The 18,689-nt window shown below is 37.4% G+C and carries 15 protein-coding genes and 4 tRNA genes; 12 read left to right on the top strand and 7 right to left on the bottom strand.

The genetic code is table 11. The features are described 5' to 3' along the window. Positions 1-49: 49 nt before the first annotated feature. Positions 50-1,042 (bottom strand): glucosaminidase domain-containing protein, encoded by a 993-nt coding sequence (locus tag B5D46_RS06880; protein WP_078928841.1) that lies wholly within the window; start codon positions 1,040-1,042, stop codon positions 50-52. A 524-nt stretch (positions 1,043-1,566) separates the two neighbouring features. On the opposite strand from B5D46_RS06880, the gene B5D46_RS06875 reads away from it, so the two are divergent. From B5D46_RS06875 to pseG, 5 genes are read left to right on the top strand one after another with little or no spacing between them, the layout of a single operon-like run. After that, positions 1,567-3,075, top strand: coding sequence for a sigma-54 dependent transcriptional regulator (locus tag B5D46_RS06875; RefSeq protein WP_078928840.1), 1,509 nt, complete (start codon positions 1,567-1,569; stop codon positions 3,073-3,075). Positions 3,076-3,089: 14 nt separating this feature from the next. Beyond that, positions 3,090-4,124 carry a UDP-N-acetylglucosamine 4,6-dehydratase (inverting) gene (gene pseB, locus B5D46_RS06870; RefSeq protein ID WP_078928839.1) on the top strand — a complete coding sequence of 345 codons (1,035 nt, stop codon included), beginning with the start codon at positions 3,090-3,092 and terminating at the stop codon, positions 4,122-4,124. A 5-nt stretch (positions 4,125-4,129) separates the two neighbouring features. Next, on the top strand, positions 4,130-5,290 hold the full coding sequence (gene pseC, locus B5D46_RS06865) for a UDP-4-amino-4,6-dideoxy-N-acetyl-beta-L-altrosamine transaminase (RefSeq protein WP_078928838.1): 1,161 nt from the start codon (positions 4,130-4,132) through the stop codon (positions 5,288-5,290). Further along, on the top strand, positions 5,291-5,983 hold the full coding sequence (pseF, locus tag B5D46_RS06860; protein WP_078928837.1) for a pseudaminic acid cytidylyltransferase: 693 nt from the start codon (positions 5,291-5,293) through the stop codon (positions 5,981-5,983). After that, positions 5,976-6,959: a UDP-2,4-diacetamido-2,4,6-trideoxy-beta-L-altropyranose hydrolase gene (pseG, locus tag B5D46_RS06855; protein WP_078928836.1), complete on the top strand. Its 984-nt coding sequence runs from the start codon at positions 5,976-5,978 to the stop codon at positions 6,957-6,959. The genes pseF and pseG overlap by 8 nt, the downstream gene beginning before the upstream one ends. A 604-nt stretch (positions 6,960-7,563) precedes the next feature. On the opposite strand, the gene ung is transcribed toward pseG, so the two are convergent. Continuing rightward, a complete protein-coding gene (ung, locus tag B5D46_RS06850) occupies positions 7,564-8,256 on the bottom strand; it encodes a uracil-DNA glycosylase (protein ID WP_078928835.1) in 693 nt (230 codons plus the stop codon). A 154-nt stretch (positions 8,257-8,410) separates the two neighbouring features. On the opposite strand from ung, the gene B5D46_RS06845 reads away from it, so the two are divergent. The 3 genes from B5D46_RS06845 to B5D46_RS06835 all read left to right on the top strand — a co-directional run bounded on the left by B5D46_RS06845 (position 8,411) and on the right by B5D46_RS06835 (position 11,570). Next, positions 8,411-9,154 (top strand): Bax inhibitor-1/YccA family protein, encoded by a 744-nt coding sequence (locus B5D46_RS06845; protein ID WP_078928834.1) that lies wholly within the window; start codon positions 8,411-8,413, stop codon positions 9,152-9,154. A gap of 83 nt (positions 9,155-9,237) precedes the next feature. Beyond that, positions 9,238-10,404, top strand: coding sequence for a prephenate dehydratase domain-containing protein (locus B5D46_RS06840; RefSeq protein ID WP_159443046.1), 1,167 nt, complete (start codon positions 9,238-9,240; stop codon positions 10,402-10,404). 101 nt (positions 10,405-10,505) lie between these two features. Continuing rightward, the gene (locus B5D46_RS06835) at positions 10,506-11,570 is read left to right on the top strand and encodes a hypothetical protein (protein WP_159443045.1); all 1,065 of its coding nucleotides are present in this window, start codon (positions 10,506-10,508) and stop codon (positions 11,568-11,570) included. A gap of 50 nt (positions 11,571-11,620) precedes the next feature. Here the strand turns inward: B5D46_RS06835 and B5D46_RS06830 are convergent. From B5D46_RS06830 to B5D46_RS06815, 4 genes are all read right to left on the bottom strand, one after another. After that, positions 11,621-11,704, bottom strand: a tRNA-Leu gene (locus B5D46_RS06830). Positions 11,705-11,747: 43 nt separating this feature from the next. Beyond that, a tRNA-Leu gene (locus B5D46_RS06825) sits at positions 11,748-11,831 on the bottom strand. 17 nt (positions 11,832-11,848) lie between these two features. Further along, positions 11,849-11,924 (bottom strand) — tRNA-His (locus B5D46_RS06820). A 22-nt stretch (positions 11,925-11,946) separates the two neighbouring features. Then, positions 11,947-12,023, bottom strand: a tRNA-Arg gene (locus tag B5D46_RS06815). 311 nt (positions 12,024-12,334) lie between these two features. Between B5D46_RS06815 and B5D46_RS06810 the strand changes: the two genes are divergently transcribed. Together B5D46_RS06810 and folD are read left to right on the top strand one after the other, a co-directional pair. After that, positions 12,335-13,258, top strand: a complete 924-nt coding sequence (locus B5D46_RS06810) for a sulfite exporter TauE/SafE family protein (RefSeq protein ID WP_078928831.1) — start codon at positions 12,335-12,337, stop codon at positions 13,256-13,258. A 4-nt stretch (positions 13,259-13,262) separates the two neighbouring features. Further along, positions 13,263-14,123, top strand: coding sequence for a bifunctional methylenetetrahydrofolate dehydrogenase/methenyltetrahydrofolate cyclohydrolase FolD (gene folD, locus B5D46_RS06805; protein WP_078928830.1), 861 nt, complete (start codon positions 13,263-13,265; stop codon positions 14,121-14,123). A gap of 59 nt (positions 14,124-14,182) precedes the next feature. Here the strand turns inward: folD and fabV are convergent, their stop codons facing one another. Continuing rightward, positions 14,183-15,379, bottom strand: coding sequence for an enoyl-ACP reductase FabV (gene fabV / locus B5D46_RS06800; protein ID WP_078928829.1), 1,197 nt, complete (start codon positions 15,377-15,379; stop codon positions 14,183-14,185). A 182-nt stretch (positions 15,380-15,561) separates the two neighbouring features. On the opposite strand from fabV, the gene dacB reads away from it, so the two are divergent. Both dacB and B5D46_RS06790 read left to right on the top strand, forming a co-directional pair. Next, positions 15,562-17,046, top strand: coding sequence for a D-alanyl-D-alanine carboxypeptidase/D-alanyl-D-alanine endopeptidase (gene dacB / locus B5D46_RS06795; RefSeq protein ID WP_078928828.1), 1,485 nt, complete (start codon positions 15,562-15,564; stop codon positions 17,044-17,046). A 111-nt stretch (positions 17,047-17,157) separates the two neighbouring features. After that, positions 17,158-18,369, top strand: a complete 1,212-nt coding sequence (locus B5D46_RS06790; RefSeq protein ID WP_031492372.1) for a pyridoxal phosphate-dependent aminotransferase — start codon at positions 17,158-17,160, stop codon at positions 18,367-18,369. Positions 18,370-18,689: the final 320 nt, after the last annotated feature.

Here is an 18,689-nt window from a genome sequence, read left to right as displayed (position 1 = left end):
CTCTAAAGTGGCAATAATTGCCTACATCCTATCCTCAGAAAATTACATGCTATTTGTATGCCATAAATGCAATTTTCCTTGAAATTGTTTTCAACTTCTCAGCATAATCGGGATCCGTTGCATATCCTGCTTTTTGAATTTCATCAAAATAATCGTCAGGAGAATAACTTTTATCAACAGCATTTTTATACCTCGGATTATCCTTTATAAATGAAATGTAATCTTTCATGCTTTCAAGAACATCTGCATATTTTCTGAAAGCACTAACCTCATTGACCATTTTTCCGTTTCTAAATTCTGGGGATGATAGTTTTTCGCTATCTCCTTTCCATGCAGAATTCGCTTTGATACCGTAATAGTTATTTCCTGATGAGACATGTTTTCCCCATCCGGTTTCAAGCGCAGCCTGTGCAACAAGAACCAGAGGATTAAAGCCTAAACCTTCCACTGCTTTAATTGCATAAGGCATCATCTTTTCAACAAAGTCTTCATGTGACGCAAAACTCTTCATTGATTCTGGGTCAGGTAAACCGGCATATAGCTTTCTCAATTTTGAGATACTTGCCTCACCGTCCACGTGAGAGGAAATGAAACTAGATAGTTTTGTAACGGAAGACCCTTTTATATGTGTACCTCTACCTGAAACAGCCAGCTTATCAAGTTCAGCCATAAGCTCCTTACCTTCATCACCGAGTGACTTTGCAAACTGCTTGGTCAGAAGGTAGGTAATTGAGTTTTTGTTTACACCTGAATTAGAAGTTAAAGCTGCAACATTCTGCTGAGCGAGCATATCCTCATAAAATCCGGAATACTTTGAATGAAGAGGAGAATCAGGATTTAATGAATCATTAGACTTACGCATTGCATCAACCCAGTACTGATTCAGCAAAGACTGGAATTGCTCTGCAGCGGCTTTCAAAGCTAAAGCCTGGGCCTTCTTGTCTCCCAGACCAAGTTTTTTTATCTTGGATAAATTACGATGATCTCCAACCAAGCCTATATCGAGATCAGTTTTCGAATTAGCAGAGGAAAAATCAGTCATAACTACACCATGCGTCCATTAATTGTTGTTCAAACAGAAACAGCAAGGTTTATGCCAATTGAAAAATTGGCGCTGATTTTTCATAAATAGAGAGGCCGAAAAGAACGTAATTTTGACGAGTTAGTTAGTCAATAACAGTGTTTATAAAAAAATAATTTTTATTTTTTTTGAAAAAATGACGATTAGTGATACCCTATGAAAAATAAAGAGAATTTATTATAAAAAAAAGAAATTGATATTTTGATGCATATTTTTACTCGACATTAATCACAATTACATTACCTAAAACATGTCAAAAATTTGTCATTTTTTTATACCGATGTATTATTAATATAAAGTCGAAAAATAATTAAATCAGGTTGTGATATTCATTCAGTAAGTCAAAAAAACATCATGACAGAGTGAATGCATTTTAGTTAAACAAAAACTGCTAATCATTAAACATTCTCCTCATAACGATTATGTTACGGGCGTTTTATTCTTTATTGATTATCATGCAGTTTACAGATCATTGAAGGTGATACATGCGTTTTTCAGGAAATCTCCTAATTCTTGAGAAGGATAATCACAAACGAGAATCACTTGAAACTATCTTTTCCTTTTTGGGATTGTCGTGTCAAAGTGGCGATGTAGATGACTGCATATCTTACTTTGATGCAGAAGAGTCAAATGTAGATATCTGCATTCTTGGTGATATTGATGGTTTCAATTACAAAGAATTCATTATTTCTCATGCCAATACAGCATTCCTGTTATGTTCTGAAAACAGTCACGAGGATCTGAAGGAACAGCCTAATTTCATGGGCGAAATCGGAAATGATCCTAACTATGATGAAATAGTTTCACTACTGCATTACTGTCAGTCTTTCCGTTCTATGAGAAGACTCTCAAGCAAATCTGGTGACGGAGCATCGGCACTGATTAAGATGCTGGTTGGTCAGGATAAGGCAATCACCAACGTTAGAAGACTGATTGAACAGGTTGCAACCAAAGATACCTCTGTACTGATTTTAGGAGAATCTGGCACGGGTAAAGAGGTTGTCGCAAGAGCTATTCATGAATTATCAGATAGAAAGGATAAGGCATTTGTTCCGGTTAACTGCGGAGCTATTCCTGCAGAACTGTTAGAATCAGAGCTTTTCGGTCACGAAAAAGGTGCTTTCACAGGTGCAATCAGTGCTCATGAGGGAAGATTTGAACTTGCTGAAGGCGGAACCATTTTCCTTGATGAAATCGGAGATATGCCATTTCAGATGCAGGTAAAGCTCCTGAGAGTATTACAGGAAAGACAATTTGAAAGAGTCGGTTCAAATAAGCCAATTAAATCAGATGTCAGAATTATTGCCGCAACCCACCAGAATCTTGAGAAAATGGTTGCAGAAAAGACCTTCCGTCAGGACCTTTTCTATAGATTGAATGTATTCCCTATTGAAACACCTCCTTTGAGAGAAAGAACCGATGATATTCCTCTTTTAGTTCAGGAATTGGTTAATCGTCACAGCAAAATTCAGAAAGCAACGGTACGATTTACTCAGAGAGCGATGCTTCAGCTGATGTCATGTCCTTGGCCGGGAAATGTCCGAGAATTATCAAATATTGTTGAAAGACTGCTGATTCTTCATCCTAATGAAATCGTTGATGTTAACGAGTTACCTGTAACCTACAGAGGCGGTAAACTTGAGGATGATCCATATGAAGAAAGAATGGCTCTTCTGGATAACTTCTCTGTTCCTCTTCAAGGTGATGAGCTTCAGGAAGAAGGATTCTTCGAAGACAATGACAACAGACCAATTGATCTGCCACCATTGCCAGTGATCGAAGGAGAAAGAGATATGGCACAGGCATTCATGCCTACACTTTCTCCAGAAGGTATAAACCTTAAGGATATGGTTGCAAGTATTGAAATCAGCATGATTAAGCAGGCGCTTACTCAAAGCAACGGAGTTGTTGCAAAAGCCTCAGAAATCTTAGGACTGAGAAGAACAACTCTTGTTGAAAAAATGAAAAAGTACGGTATAGCTTCAACAAACTAACGGAATCTTAATAGATGAAATATAAAAAGGACCTGGAATCTTTTCTAAAAAATAAGACTATTTTAGTTACTGGCGGTACCGGCTCTTTTGGAAACAAATTTATACAGAAACTTCTGGAAAATTTCGAAGTCAAAAAACTTATCGTCTATTCTAGAGATGAGCTAAAACAGTATGAAATGTCTCAGAGACTTGCAGACTATTCTCAGTCTTTAAGATTCTTTATCGGTGATGTAAGAGATCTTGAAAGATTAAAGCTTGCTATGCGCGGAGTTGATATTGTCATACACGCTGCAGCATTAAAGCAGGTTCCTGCTGCTGAATACAATCCAATGGAATGTATCAAAACCAATATCAATGGAGCGCATAACGTAATAGAAGCAGCTATTGCCAATAATGTAGAAAAAGTAATCGCTCTTTCAACAGACAAGGCTGCAAACCCTATCAATCTGTATGGTGCAACAAAGCTTTGCTCAGATAAGCTCTTTACCGCTGCAAACAATCTTGTCGGCGAAGGTAAAACAAGATTTTCAGTAGTTCGTTATGGAAATGTTTCTGGCTCCAGAGGAAGTGTTGTTCCTTTCTTTAGAAAACTAAAAGAGCAGAATGCCGAGTTTATTCCAATTACAGATAAAGAGATGACCAGATTCTGGATTTCCCTTGAGCAGGGCGTGGAATTTGTTCTAACCAATCTTTTAAGAATGCATGGCGGTGAGATTTTTGTTCCAAAGATTCCTTCAATAAAAATTGTTGACCTTGCGACTGCCATTGCCCCAGAGATACCTAAGAAGGAAATCGGAATCAGACCAGGCGAGAAAATTCATGAACTGATGTGCCCAAGAGATGACTACCAGCATGTAATCGAATTTGATGATTTCTTCATCATCAGACCTTCAATTGCAACATTCTCAAATGCGACACCATTGAGATATCTGACCACTGGTTTAGGTGAAAAAGGATGGCCTGTAATCAGAAACTTTGAATACAATTCGCAGACTAATCCTGACTTCATGAATGTTGAACAAATCAGAGAATTTCTGAAAAAGGTTTAATTTTGATGATTCCCTACAGTACTCAGACAATTGAAGATGAAGATATCGATGCCGTAAAAAACATTCTTCGTTCTCCATTTCTTACCTGCGGTCCAACTGTCACTGATTTTGAAGAACAGACCGCATCCTACGTTAATGCAAGTTATGCTGTCGCTGTAAACTCATGCACTTCTGCATTACATATTGCAATGATGGCACTGGGCGTAACCGATTCAGATCGAGTTTTTGTCAGTGCTATCAGTTTTGTAGCATCAGCAAACTGTGCAAGATATCTTGGAGCTGATGTAGATTTTATTGATACAGATAAATTTACAGGTAATCTAGATGTCAATCATTTAGAACAGATGCTTATTGATGCAGAAAAGCAGAACAGACTTCCAAAGGTGGTGGTAGCTGTACATCTATCCGGACGCCCTGTTGATCTTCAAAGAATATATGAATTAAAAATCAAATATGGTTTTTATCTGATTGAAGATGCTGCTCACGCATTAGGCGCAATCTACAAGGGACATAAGATTGGAGACTGTTTCTTCTCTGATATTACCGTTTTCAGTTTTCATCCGGTAAAAATTATTACAACCGCTGAAGGCGGTATGTGCCTGACAAATGATGAAACACTGTACAGAAAAATGAAACTCTATTCCAGTCATGGAATAGAACATGACAAGCAGTTCCTGATAAATAAGGATATGCCGAATTTTTACTACGAAATGCAGTCCTTAGGATATAACTATCGCATGTCTGATGTACATGCAGCTCTTGGAATATCTCAGCTCTCAAGAATAGAGGACTTTCTTTCAAAAAGGAGAGAACTTGCAAAAGAATGGGAGGAACTACTATCTTCAGACAAAAATCTGACTCTTCCTCCTGCTGATTCTAATGATTCTGTAAGCTCCTGGCATTTATATCAGGTAGGAATTCCTTTTGGCAAACGAGATTTCGTATACAATACCCTAAGACACAGAGGCATTTGTGTACAGGTCCACTATCTGCCTATATATAAACACCCATATTACCAGAGCATAAAGAACTACCCTTCACTACCTGGAGCGGAGTATTTCTTTGAAAGAACGCTTTCTCTTCCTCTTTACCCAAAACTAAAGAAATTAGACCTTCAGATGTGTGCTGCAACACTTTTAGGTCTCATTGATGAGAAAAAATTATAGATGAGCATTTACGCATGTATTCCTGCCAGAGGCGGTTCAAAAAGAATACCTCATAAAAACATTAAGGATTTCTTGGGGCAGCCTTTGATTTCATATCCAATTAAAGCGGCATTAGCTAGCGGCATTTTCAAGGACGTTATCGTTTCAACAGACGATCAGGAAATTGCAGATATATCTGTTAAATGCGGAGCCAAGGTTCCATTTTTGAGAGATAAGAGTTTGGCGGATGATTTTACAGGTACATTTGCCGTTACAAAGGATGCATACAGTAAAATTAAGGAATTCGATCCTCAGATTGATTCCATATGCTGTATATATGCAACAGCTCCTCTTCTTAAAGCGCAAAATCTAATTGAGGCCTACAAAGACTTCAAAGAGACTGAATGCGACTGTGTAATGTCCGTTTGTGAATTCTCTTTTCCAATCCAGAGAGCTCAGATTATTGGGAATGATGGGTATTTAAAATACAGAGAACCTGAATTTGTTCCATGCCGCTCACAGGATCTGGAAAAATGCTATCAGGATTGTGGATTGTTCTACTTCTATTCAAATGACGCAATGGAACAGAATAAAACTGCAAAAACAAAACCATACATCATGCCAAGATACCGAGTAATAGATATTGATACAGCAGAGGACTGGAAAATGGCATGTGCCTTAGCCAAAGCAGTTACAGATCTTAATTATGAATAAAAATCTAGTTGTAGTACTTAAGGCTGATGCTCAGATTGGTACCGGGCATCTTATGAGAGTAAAAGGATTACTTCCCTATTTTAAGGACTATAACATCTATCTGTGCTCAGATTCCCTATCGGATGAGCTTAAAACACAGTGTACAGAATATAAAGATATAGTACTAACCGAAAAAAACAATCTTGTTAACGCAGTCCTTTCCTTTTCACCTTCACTGGTAATCGTTGATCATTACTTTCTTGATGAGAAATTTGAAAGTGCAATATATGAAAAAGCAAAAGTAGTTGTTATTGATGATCTTGAAAACAGAAAACACAAATGTCATCTTCTGATTGATCAGTCTGAAGGAAGAACCAGATATAGAGAGCTTGTTCCTGAAAACTGCAGACTATGTTTAGGACCAAAATATAACTTTATAAAAAAAGAGTTCTTTGAAATTCAAAAAACACCAAACATATATGGTGTTCCAAGAGTTCTGGTGAATTTTGGTGGCGCTGATCCTGTACATGGCTGCAAATATACAGCCCAGGCTATTCTTGAGGGTAAACTGTACAAACAGTTCAGATTTACGATCATAAGCGGACTTTCCAATCCTGATTATGAAGATATAAGAGCTATCGTATCAGATATTAAGGAAATAACTCTAATTCGTAATTCAAATAATATAGCAGAAGTCTTTTCTAATACAGATCTGGCTATTGGTGCCTGTGGAGGAATGTTCAGAGAAAGAATAATTGCGGGAATTCCTTCTATCAATGTTGAAATAGCAGACAATCAGGCAGGAACCTGTGATGGAGTCGTAAGAAAATTCACTCTTGGCGAATGTGCAAATGTGTCAGAACTGAAGAACCCTTCGGTAATTTTCGAGAAATTAAACAATCTTTACAGGAACTACAGCGAATTCGAAAAGAACTGCAGAAATTTAATCAAAGACTGCGGAATAGAGAATATAGTAAAAGAAATTCGCAGTCTATAAATAGAAAAGGATGAGTACCATATTAGATACTCATCCATCAATTCACCTTTATGAAAGCTATCATCTTGGATGGTTCAATTTGGGGAAGAAACCATCTAAACTACATAGCGTGATTATGTTATCAAAAACGCTATTCCGATTTAGAGACATTCGTCACATTTTTCTCAAATAAAAGTAAGATTTTAACGCTCTATAAAAGATTAAAGCGACTTAAATCAAAATTAAAAAAATCAAGTTATCTAATTGTATTACAACATTAAAATCTGTCATTATTGAGATAATGACACTTTTTTGATTTTTGTATTTTAATAACAATTTTCACATTATGAAAAATTAATTATCGGATAATTGCGAAGAAAAACACTTAAATACGTGTATATATAATCAAAAAATTACATTTTAAGATGATAACTATCAGATCTTATTAGAATTTGAGGATAATTCTGTAGATAGTACAATTTTCATGCAAACGGTTTAATTTTTTTATTTTTCCGTTTTTTTTTGATAATTTTAGGCAATTATTATTGATATAAAAAATAGAACTAAAGCCGTTTCCAAATAAAAGCCTAAAAAATATTGGGAAGAATTAGTTACGAAAGCGTTTTCATAGTTCTTCAGTACCATCAAGAAAAACAGGTAATCTCCAGTCAATTGGAGAGATACCCTTGGAGGTTAGATAGCTGTTTGTTTTTGAAAAATAGTGATTTCCAAAAAAACCGCCTCTGTTTGCTGACAATGGACTTGGATGGGCACCAGTCAGAACCAGGTGTTTTGAGGTATCGATTCGAGAACCTTTTCTCTGAGCATATCCGCCCCACAATATAAAAACGAGATTCTCACATTTATCGCTTAGAGTCTTTATGACATCATCTGTAAATTCCTCCCAGCCAACACCACGGTGAGAGCCAGCCAGATTTTCATCTACACTTAGTACGGAATTTAATAAAAGAACCCCCTGTCTAGCCCAAGGTATTAGATTTCCATGATTAGGAACTTCAAACCCCGGAATATCATCACAAAGTTCTCTATATATATTTCTTAAACTAGGAGGAATAGCTATTCCTACAGGAACAGAAAAACACAGTCCCATCGCCTGACCTTTCTCATGGTATGGATCCTGACCTATGATCACAACTTTAAGTTTCTGAAATGGAGTATAGCTAAAGGCATTAAAGAGATCCTTCTGAGGAGGAAAGACATTTATTCCTTTCAAACGCTGCTGTTTCTGGTAATTATATGCATTAATAAATGCATCAGTCTTCTTCAACGGACCTATTATGTCTTTCCAGTTATTCATAACCATTCCTTACTTAACTCACAAAATTCGCATATAAGTATAATTGGAAAACTACATTTCTGTATAATTCTTAGATTAAAATAAACTGGTATACTTTAAAAATACCAATAATGCCCGCATGTATTAATACGGGAAAATTAAGTTAAGGAGATTCATGATGCAATCATCTAATCCAGCAATTTCAGCAATGAGAAACGCTGCTGGTGTGTATAACTTCGGCGGAGTTGAAGCAGGAGCTACAATCTCAGGAACAACCACAAAATCTATTCTGCTGGTTGGTCTAACTATGGTTGTAGGCTATCTGACAATGAACTACACCTTAGGTCAGATTTATAGCGGACAGGCCATTTCATCTTTACTGATGTACGGCTCTATCATCGGTGCTCTTATTGTTGCTTTTATAACAATCTTCAAGCCAACAGTAGCACCTATTACAGCACCTATTTACGCAGTTCTAGAAGGTGCAGCACTTGGAACCTTATCAGGAGCTTTTGAGTTCCAGTATCCTGGTATCGTTACCACAGCTGTTATGTCAACCTTTGTTGTTGTAATGACAATGCTTTTCTTATGGAAATACAAGATTGTTGTTCCAACACAGAGATTTAAATCAATTATTACAGGTGCAATCACTGGTATCTTTGTTCTATACATGATCCAGATTGTATTCTCTCTATTTGGAGGAAGTCTTCTTCCATCATCAGGTCCAATGTCAATCCTGATTTCGCTGATAATCTGCACAGTTGCAGCATTCAGTCTGATCCTTGATTTTGAGAATATCCAGATTGCAGTTGACGAAGGCCTTCCAAAGCATTTTGAGTACTACAATGCATTCTCATTATTAGTAACCATCTGCTGGCTTTACATTGAAATTCTTAAGTTACTATCCAAGAGAGAGTAATTTATTCAACCAATATAATGCAGACTTTATGTCTGCATTTTTTTTGATGTAAAATACTAAAAAAACAACAGATAAGGATGATCATGCGAGATTTATTGCAGTGTAGAGAAGATATAGACAGCATTGACAGACAGATATTGGACCTTCTCGAAAAGAGAATGGACGTAGCCAAGGACATTGCTGAATACAAGTTATCTCATAATCAGAGTATTACAGACACATCTCGTGAACAAATAAAGCTCCAGAAATTAAGAGAACAGGCAAAGTCACATGGACTGCCAGCATCATATATTTCTGATCTTTACAGAATGATCATGAAAAACACCTGTGCAATTGAACAGCAGCACATAATTGCAAAGGCAAACAGTTCTACAATCATTAGAGATACCTCTATCGCCCATCTCGGCTCCACTGGAAGCTATTCTCATGTTGCTGCAATGCGCTTTTTAGAAGGGTTCAAAGGGAATATTACGGCAAGTGGCTGCGATACATTTGAGCAGATTGTCGGACAGGTTGAAACAGGAAAAGTTGAATTTGGTGTTCTTCCTATTGAAAACTCAAGTTCAGGCTCCATTAACGAAGTTTTAGATGTTATTCAGAATACAACTGCATCAATAGTTGGAGAGCTTTTTGTTCCCATTGATCATGCAATTTTAGGAACTAGTGCCAGCAAACTCGAAGAAATAACTGATGTATACTCACATCCACAGCCAGTAGCTCAGTGTTCTAACTGGATAAAAGACATTCTTCCAAAGGCAAATATTCATTACACAAAAGCAACATCCGAGGCAATGAACATAATAAGAGACCTAAACTCCCCTCATCATGTTGCAATTGGATCTCATATGGCAGCAAGTTACTACGATCTGATTCCGATTGTAGATAATATTGCAAATAATACAAACAATTACACTCGTTTCATTGTAATATCAATGACACCAATCAGTGTACCAGCAACTATTCCGGCAAAGACATCTCTGACCTTTGGTGTTCAGAAATACACTCCTGGTTCCTTAATTTCTGTTTTAGCTGAAATTTCAAAACACCAGCTTAACTTAACCAAACTAATATCAAGGCCTAGATTAGACCGAAACAAAGATACCTGGGAAGAAATTTTCTTTGCAGACATAGAGGGAAATCTTTCTTCTCCAGAACTTCAGGATATTCTCGAGGATATAAAGCCTTTCACTTCAACTCTGAAGGTTTTAGGCTGTTATCCAAATTCAGAAGAAAAGAACAATCAGCGATAGAAAAAACACTTAGTTTAAAATAAACACAAAATATCATATAAATGGACAGTCTTCGTAGAAGACTGTCTCTTGTTTTAAGGGATGATAGACGCGAGGTATTTATGCCATCAAATAATCTGCAGAATATTTTAAAAATACTTCATCGTCAGCCATCATCTCAGGTCGCATTATGTAAACAGCTCAACCTCAGTAAAGCACAGATCAATAAACTAACAAGCAATTTACTTGAGGCTAAACTGATTGATAAACACGAAGATACTGACTATAAAAGCAATCTGGGCAGACCTAGACAGATCTTAAAGATATCAGATAATATGCAGTACTGTACTGTTCTTATCGTGCATACCTTATCTGATTTTTCAGCACACGTTTTTGTATACGGGCATAAAAAAGAGCTAGCCTCAACCCCACTTCCCCATGTTAAGTCCGCAAAAGAATTCGCAAGAACTATTGATATAGCTATTGATACTCTTACAAAGAACTGTTTTATTAACAGAGCTCTTATTAAATCTATAGTTATTGCTACCCATGCAACGGTTGAACAGGGTGAAAGCGGAATAATGTATAGAAACAATAATCTAGATGATGTAAATATCATGCTAGGACAGATTGTTTATAAACAGACCAAGATCAGAACTTTTATTTATAACTTTGCATATGGAACCCTGCTGAAACTAAAAAACACTCCAGAAATTAATACAGAAAACGCTCTCGTTATCAACAACGGAGAAGGTTCTGTTGCCTTAGGTATATTTCTAAATGGCGACATTCAGTTGGGTAAAAACAATTCATTTCCAGAGTGCTCACACTTACCATATCCTCATGGTTTTGAAAAATCACTTGGAGTATTCGGAGAACATACTGAAGATGCATTGTTTTTTGCTATAAGTGTAATGGCTCCAATCTACAACCTGTCCAACGTAATAATTACAGGAAACTGCTTCAAAGAACACCTTGATACACTAGAAAGAGTAAAAGATAAATTAAAGGAACAGAGAGATCCTAGACTTCATAATATTGAGCTTTCATACAGAAGAATTACTTTAAAAGATTGTCTAGAAGAGATGATCTACTTAAGTTTTGATACGCTCGTAGATGTACTTAACCCACAAATGACAAAACAGAATCTGCAGACAATCGTATCCAAGATTAAATACACAAACTAATCTTAAAAAATTTAAATGAAATTTAAGTTAATAAAGAGAAAACTAAGAAATGGTGCGGGAGAAGAGACTCGAACTCTTACACCATAGGCGCCAGAACCTAAATCTGGTGCGTCTACCAATTTCGCCACTCCCGCAAAATTGTAATTTGAAGAAATCTTAAGAACCGAAACACCTAAATGGTGCGGGAGAAGAGACTCGAACTCTTACACCGAAGGCGCCAGAACCTAAATCTGGTGCGTCTACCAATTTCGCCACTCCCGCAAAATCAGTGCTTAAGATGGGGTGGCTAGAGGGGCTCGAACCCTCGACAACCGGAATCACAATCCGGGACTCTACCAACTGAGCTATAGCCACCATTGTATTAAATCATTAGCGTTGGCGCGTCCTAGAGGAATCGAACCTCTGACCCACAGCTTAGAAGGCTGTTGCTCTATCCAACTGAGCTAAGGACGCAAAGGTAAGTAATTAGGACTGAACCTAACACCACACTTCAAAACGCTGAAGTGATTTAACGGTGTGATATGATACAAGAGAGATATGAGTACGTCAACAAAAATTTTGACTTTTTTCGCAAAATTCACTTTCCTCTTTTTTCAAATTTTAAACAAATGCCTTTTATATCGAATGCAATTTGATTCGTGTTCGTTATTGTTTTTTCATAAAAGTATAATTAAACGAACGATTCTTTTCTGATTGTTAATCATTTAACAAATATTTTTGTACAATAGCGTTGGTCTTAATTATCGTTAAAAAAAGGAGGAAAAATGTTTTTAGGAATTCCCCTGATTGAATTAGTTGAAACTATCGCTATTCTAGCCTTATGTGGTGTTGTTGCAGGTTTTCTTGCAGGCTTGCTGGGAGTAGGAGGAGGAATTATTTTTGTTCCTTGCTTCACTTTTGTTTTCACCGTATTTTTTAAAGTCCCTTTGGACGTTGCTGTTATCATTGCAACCGGAACGTCTCTTTTATGTATGATTCCAACATCTATATCTGCAGCAAGATCTCAGAATAAAAAAGGAAATACTGATATTGAAGTAATTAAAGCATGGTCTGTTGCTATGCTTGTAGGTGTTTTTATCGGAATCATGGTTTCAAAATTCCTAGGCGGAGCCTGGTTAACCATTCTGTTTGGTAGTGTAATGATTTTAAACTCCATCAACACTTTATTCAGAGCAAAAGCAAAACCAGCTTTTGATAAATTACCAGGAAAATTTGGTCAAAATTGTATTGCATTCTGCATTGCATGCTTCTCATCAATGCTTGGAATCGGAGGAGGAACTCTTACAGTACCAGTGCTGAATGCTTGTTCAGTACCACCTCATAAATCAATTGGTACATCATCTGCAGTTTCACTTTTTGTATGTGTACCAGGAGCCCTTCTAATGATATTCACCAATTTAAACTCTACTCCTGCAGGTGCACCTTTAGGAACATTTGGTCTTGTTAATGTTCTTGCTGCCATTTGTGTAGTACCTATTTCATTCTTCTGTGCACCACTAGGAGTCAATATTGGTAAAAAAATCGCTCCAGTAACATTAAAACGCATTTTTGCTGTAGCTTTGTTTATAATTAGCGCAAACATGCTGTACAAAGGCATAACCTATTACACCAAGGTATCCGAGCCTCAGGTTGTACAGCAGGTTGAAGAGCCAGCAGTAGAACAATCGCAGTTTATCGAGGAGAAATAAACAAATGACAGCTCAAATCATTGACGGTAAGAACATTGCAAAACAGTTAAGAGCAGAACTTAGAGAAACTGTAGATGCAAAGGTAAATCAAGGATTCCGCCGTCCAGGTTTGGCTGTTGTACTTGTAGGATCAGATCCTGCCTCTCAGGTATATGTAAGAAATAAAAGAAAAGCATGTGAAGATGTCGGCATCAGATCTTTTGCATATGATCTTCCAGAATCAACCACTCAAGATGAGCTTGATGCTTTAATTGAAGAACTGAACAATAATCCTGAAGTTGACGGAATCTTAGTTCAGTTTCCTCTACCTTCACATCTGGATGAGTCAAGAATTGTTGAACTTATTTCATCAGAGAAAGATGTTGATGGATTCCATCCATATAATGTTGGAAGACTGGTTCAGAGAATTCCTTACATCTGTGCATGTACCCCTCATGGAATAATGACTCTGTTAAAGAAAACTTTAGGTGAAGATCTAAAGGGGTTAAATGCCGTTGTAGTTGGTGCATCAAATATTGTGGGAAGACCAATGGCACTTGAACTGCTTCTAGCAGGATGTACCACAACAGTTACTCACAGATTCTCAAAACCAGAGGATCAGAAAGCTCTGATCAAAAATGCAGATATTCTGGTTGTAGCAGTAGGTAAACCAAAATTTCTTGATGGTGATTTGGTTAAGGACGGAGCTACAGTTATTGATGTTGGAATTAACAGACTTCCTGATGGAAAATTATGCGGTGATGTTGATTTTGAGAAAGCATCTCAGCACGCAGCTTACATCACACCGGTTCCTGGCGGAGTTGGTCCTATGACCATTGCGACCTTAATGCAGAATACTGTTACCTCTTATCTAAGCAAAATTTAACAAAAAAAATGCCAGCCTGTTTTCAGGTTGGCATCTCTCCTTAAAAATACATCTTTTTATTAAAGCATATTCTCAAGATTATCCATTGCAACATCAGGATTTACATCCTTGGTGTAGTCAACGCCATCTACTTCAAAGCCGAATAGCTGTAAGAACTGTTTCTTGTAATCAGCATAATCAGACATTTCAAATAGATTATCAGTTGTAACCTTTGGCCATAATTCCTTGCACTTGTTCTGAACTGAGTCACGTAATTCCCAAGAATCCATGCGGATACGGTTCTTATCGTCGATCTCAACTGTCTTTGAGTAAATTTCAGAGAACATTCTGTAAATGTGCTCAATTACAGACTCGTAAATACCCTGCTCTCTCATTACCTTAAAGCATAGAGAAATGTATAAAGGCATTACAGGAATTGCAGATGAAGCCTGAGTTACAACACTCTTTAATACAGCAACCTTAGCCTCACCACCAACAGAAGCTAATCTCTCGCAGTTAGCCTTTGCAGCTCTATCAAGATCTTCCTTAGCCTTACCTAAAGCACCGTGCCAATAGATTGGCCATGTAATCTCTGTACCGATATAGCTGTATGCAACAGTCTTACAGCCTTCTGCTAGAACGCCAGCATTCTTTAGAGCCTCAATCCATAGCTCCCAGTCCTGACCACCCATAACCTTTACGGTATTCTCGATTTCTTCCTCGGTAGCAGGCTCTAGAGATGCAGTGATAATCTCATTCTTGTTGGTATCAATTGCAGTTGAAGTATAAGTCTGACCAATTGGCTTTAATGAAGAGCGAACTACTTCACCAGTCTGTGGCATCTTACGTACAGGAGCTGCAAGAGAGTAAACAACAAGGTCGATCTTGCCAAGATCCTCTTTGATAATCTCAATTGCCTTGTTACGACACTCATCAGAGAATGCATCTGCATTGATATTCTTTGCATATAAACCTGCTTCTTTAGCATATTTTGTAAATGCACAGGTATTGTACCAACCAGCAGAACCTGGTCTCTTCTCTGAACCAGGCTTCTCAAAGAATACGCCCAAGGTAGCAGCATTAGAGCCAAATGCTGCACTGATACGTGAAGCTAAACCATAACCGGTTGAAGCACCAATTACTAAAACTTTCTTAGGACCGTTGGCAACAGGGCCCTTTTTCTTTACTAGTTCAATCTGCTCTTTAACATTTAAGTCACATCCTGTTGGATGAGTTGTAACACATATGAAACCACGTGCCTTTGGCTCGATAATCATGAAAAATATCTCCTTTATGAGCGTATTTATAAAAACTGCTGTGATTTTATCATATTTTAAACTCAACGACTGCTAATGCGTCACAAAGACGAGGATAAGCCGTTTAAATCCCCTCTTCAAATAGATAATTGGTGTATAATTCTCGCCTAGAACATTAGATTACATAGATTCCGACAAAAAAAATGAACAAATATTTAAAATTACTAGTTACTTCAGCTCTTCTTTATTCATCTTCATCTTTAGCTATTAAATCAAATCCAAACCCTATTCCGGGATCTCAGATTGGAGTCGCCTATTTAAGACCAAACGACAACAATATATATGGAAAAAACATTGATACATACATGCATCCCGCATCAACCTTAAAGGTTATTACAGGTCTTGCAGCAATTCTGTATCTTGGTCATGACTATAAATTCAAAACAAATCTTGAGGTTTCAGCCAGACAGGTAAGTTCTCAGGGCAACATTAAGGTTGATAATAACGGTGTTCTACAGGGAAATGTTCTTATTAAATTCGATGGTGATCCTAGCTTCACCACTCAGTCATACAGAACACTTATCAATACTCTTGTATCTGCAAAAGTCAAAAAAATTGCAGGAGATGTAATTATTGATGTAAGTAAGTTTGCGGGAATGTCAAAGGGAGAAGGCTGGTCTTGGAACGATCTTCCAATCTGCTTTACCTCGCCTGCAAGTACAGCAATCATCAACAGAAACTGTGTATTTGCACAGCTTCAGCCAAACGGAATTGGAGAAGTAGCTACAGCTAAACTTAATGCAGCAAGTCCAATCTCCATCCAGTCAGATGCAATAGGTGTCAAGCAGTCTAGCTACGGCGGCAACTGTGAGCTCGAAGCCAACCTGTACATGAAGAATCAGTACCACATTACAGGCTGTGTTCCTGTAATTGGAAAGAATCAACCTTGGCCGCTTTCTTTATCAATTTCAGACCCGGATCAGTGGGCGGTAGATTGGACAAATCAGCTTTTAAAGGAGAAAGGAATCAGTGTTTACTCGATAAAAATTGCACGTTCTCCTCAGGAAGGCTATACCACAGTTGGATCTATTGAATCCAAACCTATGTCTGAACTGGTGAAATATATGCTTTACCGTTCTAACAACCTGTATGCGGATGCTATTGCAAAAACAGTGGGTGCAGAATTCTATAAGCTTCCAGCAACATATCCTCGTACAACCAGAGCTCTTAGAGCTGTACTTCTGAAATATGCAAATATCAATTTAGGAAATACATATATTGTTGATGGAAATGGCCTTTCACCTCATAATCTAGTAACTCCTCACAAGATGCTTGAGATTCTGGAGTTCATCAATCTTAATGATGATAAGATTGGTTTTATTAAGCTGCTTCCTGTAGCAGATGAATCTGGAACTTTACACTGGAGAGCATCTACAAAGAATCCTCCTCTCGGAAAGAATGTTGCAGCAAAAACAGGTTCTCTTCAGAATGTATCTAACCTTATGGGCTTTATGAGAACAAAATCAGGAACCAGAGTACCATTTGTTTTCTACACAAATTCACTATCATATGATCAGAAAACCAGAGATCTGGTTAAATACCATAAGATAGCATCACCTCATTTAGGATATGAGCGTTATGTTCTAGAACAGATTTATGACGAAAAGGTTATGGGAAGAGATTTCTGATTCTGACCTATATTAAATACAGCCAGATGCGCTTTATGTTCACTAATATGGATTAATGATGTAAAATCAAGTTTACTCAAAACCACTTATAAATACGGTGTATATTTTATTATGAAATTACTACAAAAATCCCACAAACTTGATAATGTTTGTTATGACATCCGAGGAAAAATCCATCAAGAAGCTTTAAGAATGGAAGAAGAAGGACAGAGAATCCTTAAATTAAACATCGGTAACACCGCGCCATTTGGTTTTGAGGCGCCAGAAGAAGTAGTCCGTGACGTAATTAGAAATATTCCAAACTCTCAGGGCTACTGTGAATCAAACGGAATTTTCTCTGCTCGTAAAGCTATTGCTCAGTATTATCAGCAGAAGGGTCTAAAGAGCGTTGATGCTGACGATATTTTTATTGGAAATGGAGCATCAGAGCTTATCACCATGACTATGAATGCACTGTTAAACAACGGTGATGAAGTTTTGGTACCTGCTCCTGATTACCCTCTATGGACCGCAGCTATTAACCTTGCAGGAGGAAAAGCTGTTCACTACATGTGTGACGAGCAGTCAAACTGGTATCCAGATCTTGAGGATATGAAAAAGAAATTAAGCTCAAGAACAGTAGGTATTGTTTTAATTAACCCAAACAATCCAACTGGTGCTGTATACCCTACTCCTGTTCTTCAGGAAATTGTTGAATTTGCAAGACAGAATGATCTGGTTATTTTTGCAGACGAAATCTACGACAAGATTCTTTATGATGACGTAGCCCACAGAAGTATCTGTACCCTTGCTGACGACGTTACAATTGTAACCTTCAATGGACTATCAAAGGTTTACAGAGCATGCGGATTCAGAATGGGATGGATTATGATTACAGGCCCAGAGAAGAGAAACAAAGGCTTCTTAGACGGCATCAAGATCATGATGGCTATGAGACTCTGTGCTAACGTACCTCTACAGCATGCCATTCAGACTGCGCTTGGAGGATATCAGAGTATCAATGAACTGATTATTCCTGGTGGTCGTCTATATCAGCAGAGAGCTGCAATGTACGAGAGATTGAACTCGATTGATGGTATTACTGTTGTAAAACCTCACGGTGCATTGTACATGTTCCCTAAGCTGGATAAGAAATTCAACATCAAGGATGATCAGAAATTCGCTATGGATCTGTTACGTCAGGAAAAGATGCTTATTGTTCAGGGAACAGGTTTCAACTGGCCGGAGCCAAACCATTTCAGAATGGTATTCCTGCCATCAATCGACATTATTAACGATGCCTGTGACAGACTGGAACATTTCTTAAAGACATATAGACAATAACAGTCTTGAAAATCACATTATTAGACAAAGAGGCTGGCTAAAAAGTATGTCAGCCTCTTTCATTTTTCAAACATAGAATTTTGTTATTTCTAGGGAATTGAAATTTTCAAATACGATTTTGTTGAGATATTTATTTTGATTGGAGATTTTTAGAACTTTTAGAGAGATAAGGTAGGAAGCTTAAGGTATTTCTTGTTCTTTTTTAACTTATTACCGCATTCATTTCATTTCTTATATTGGCCCATTTTCTTATATTATGAGCCAGAGCCACAAGCCCAAATTCAATTATTACCTTCGCTTTAGATCGCAGTCTGAATCTT

Source organism: Succinivibrio dextrinosolvens DSM 3072, assembly GCF_900167015.1.
GTDB classification, from domain to species: Bacteria; Pseudomonadota; Gammaproteobacteria; order Enterobacterales; family Succinivibrionaceae; genus Succinivibrio; species Succinivibrio dextrinosolvens.
The sequence above is the reverse complement of the archived record's forward strand: the minus strand, read 5'-3'. Positions and strand labels throughout refer to the sequence as shown.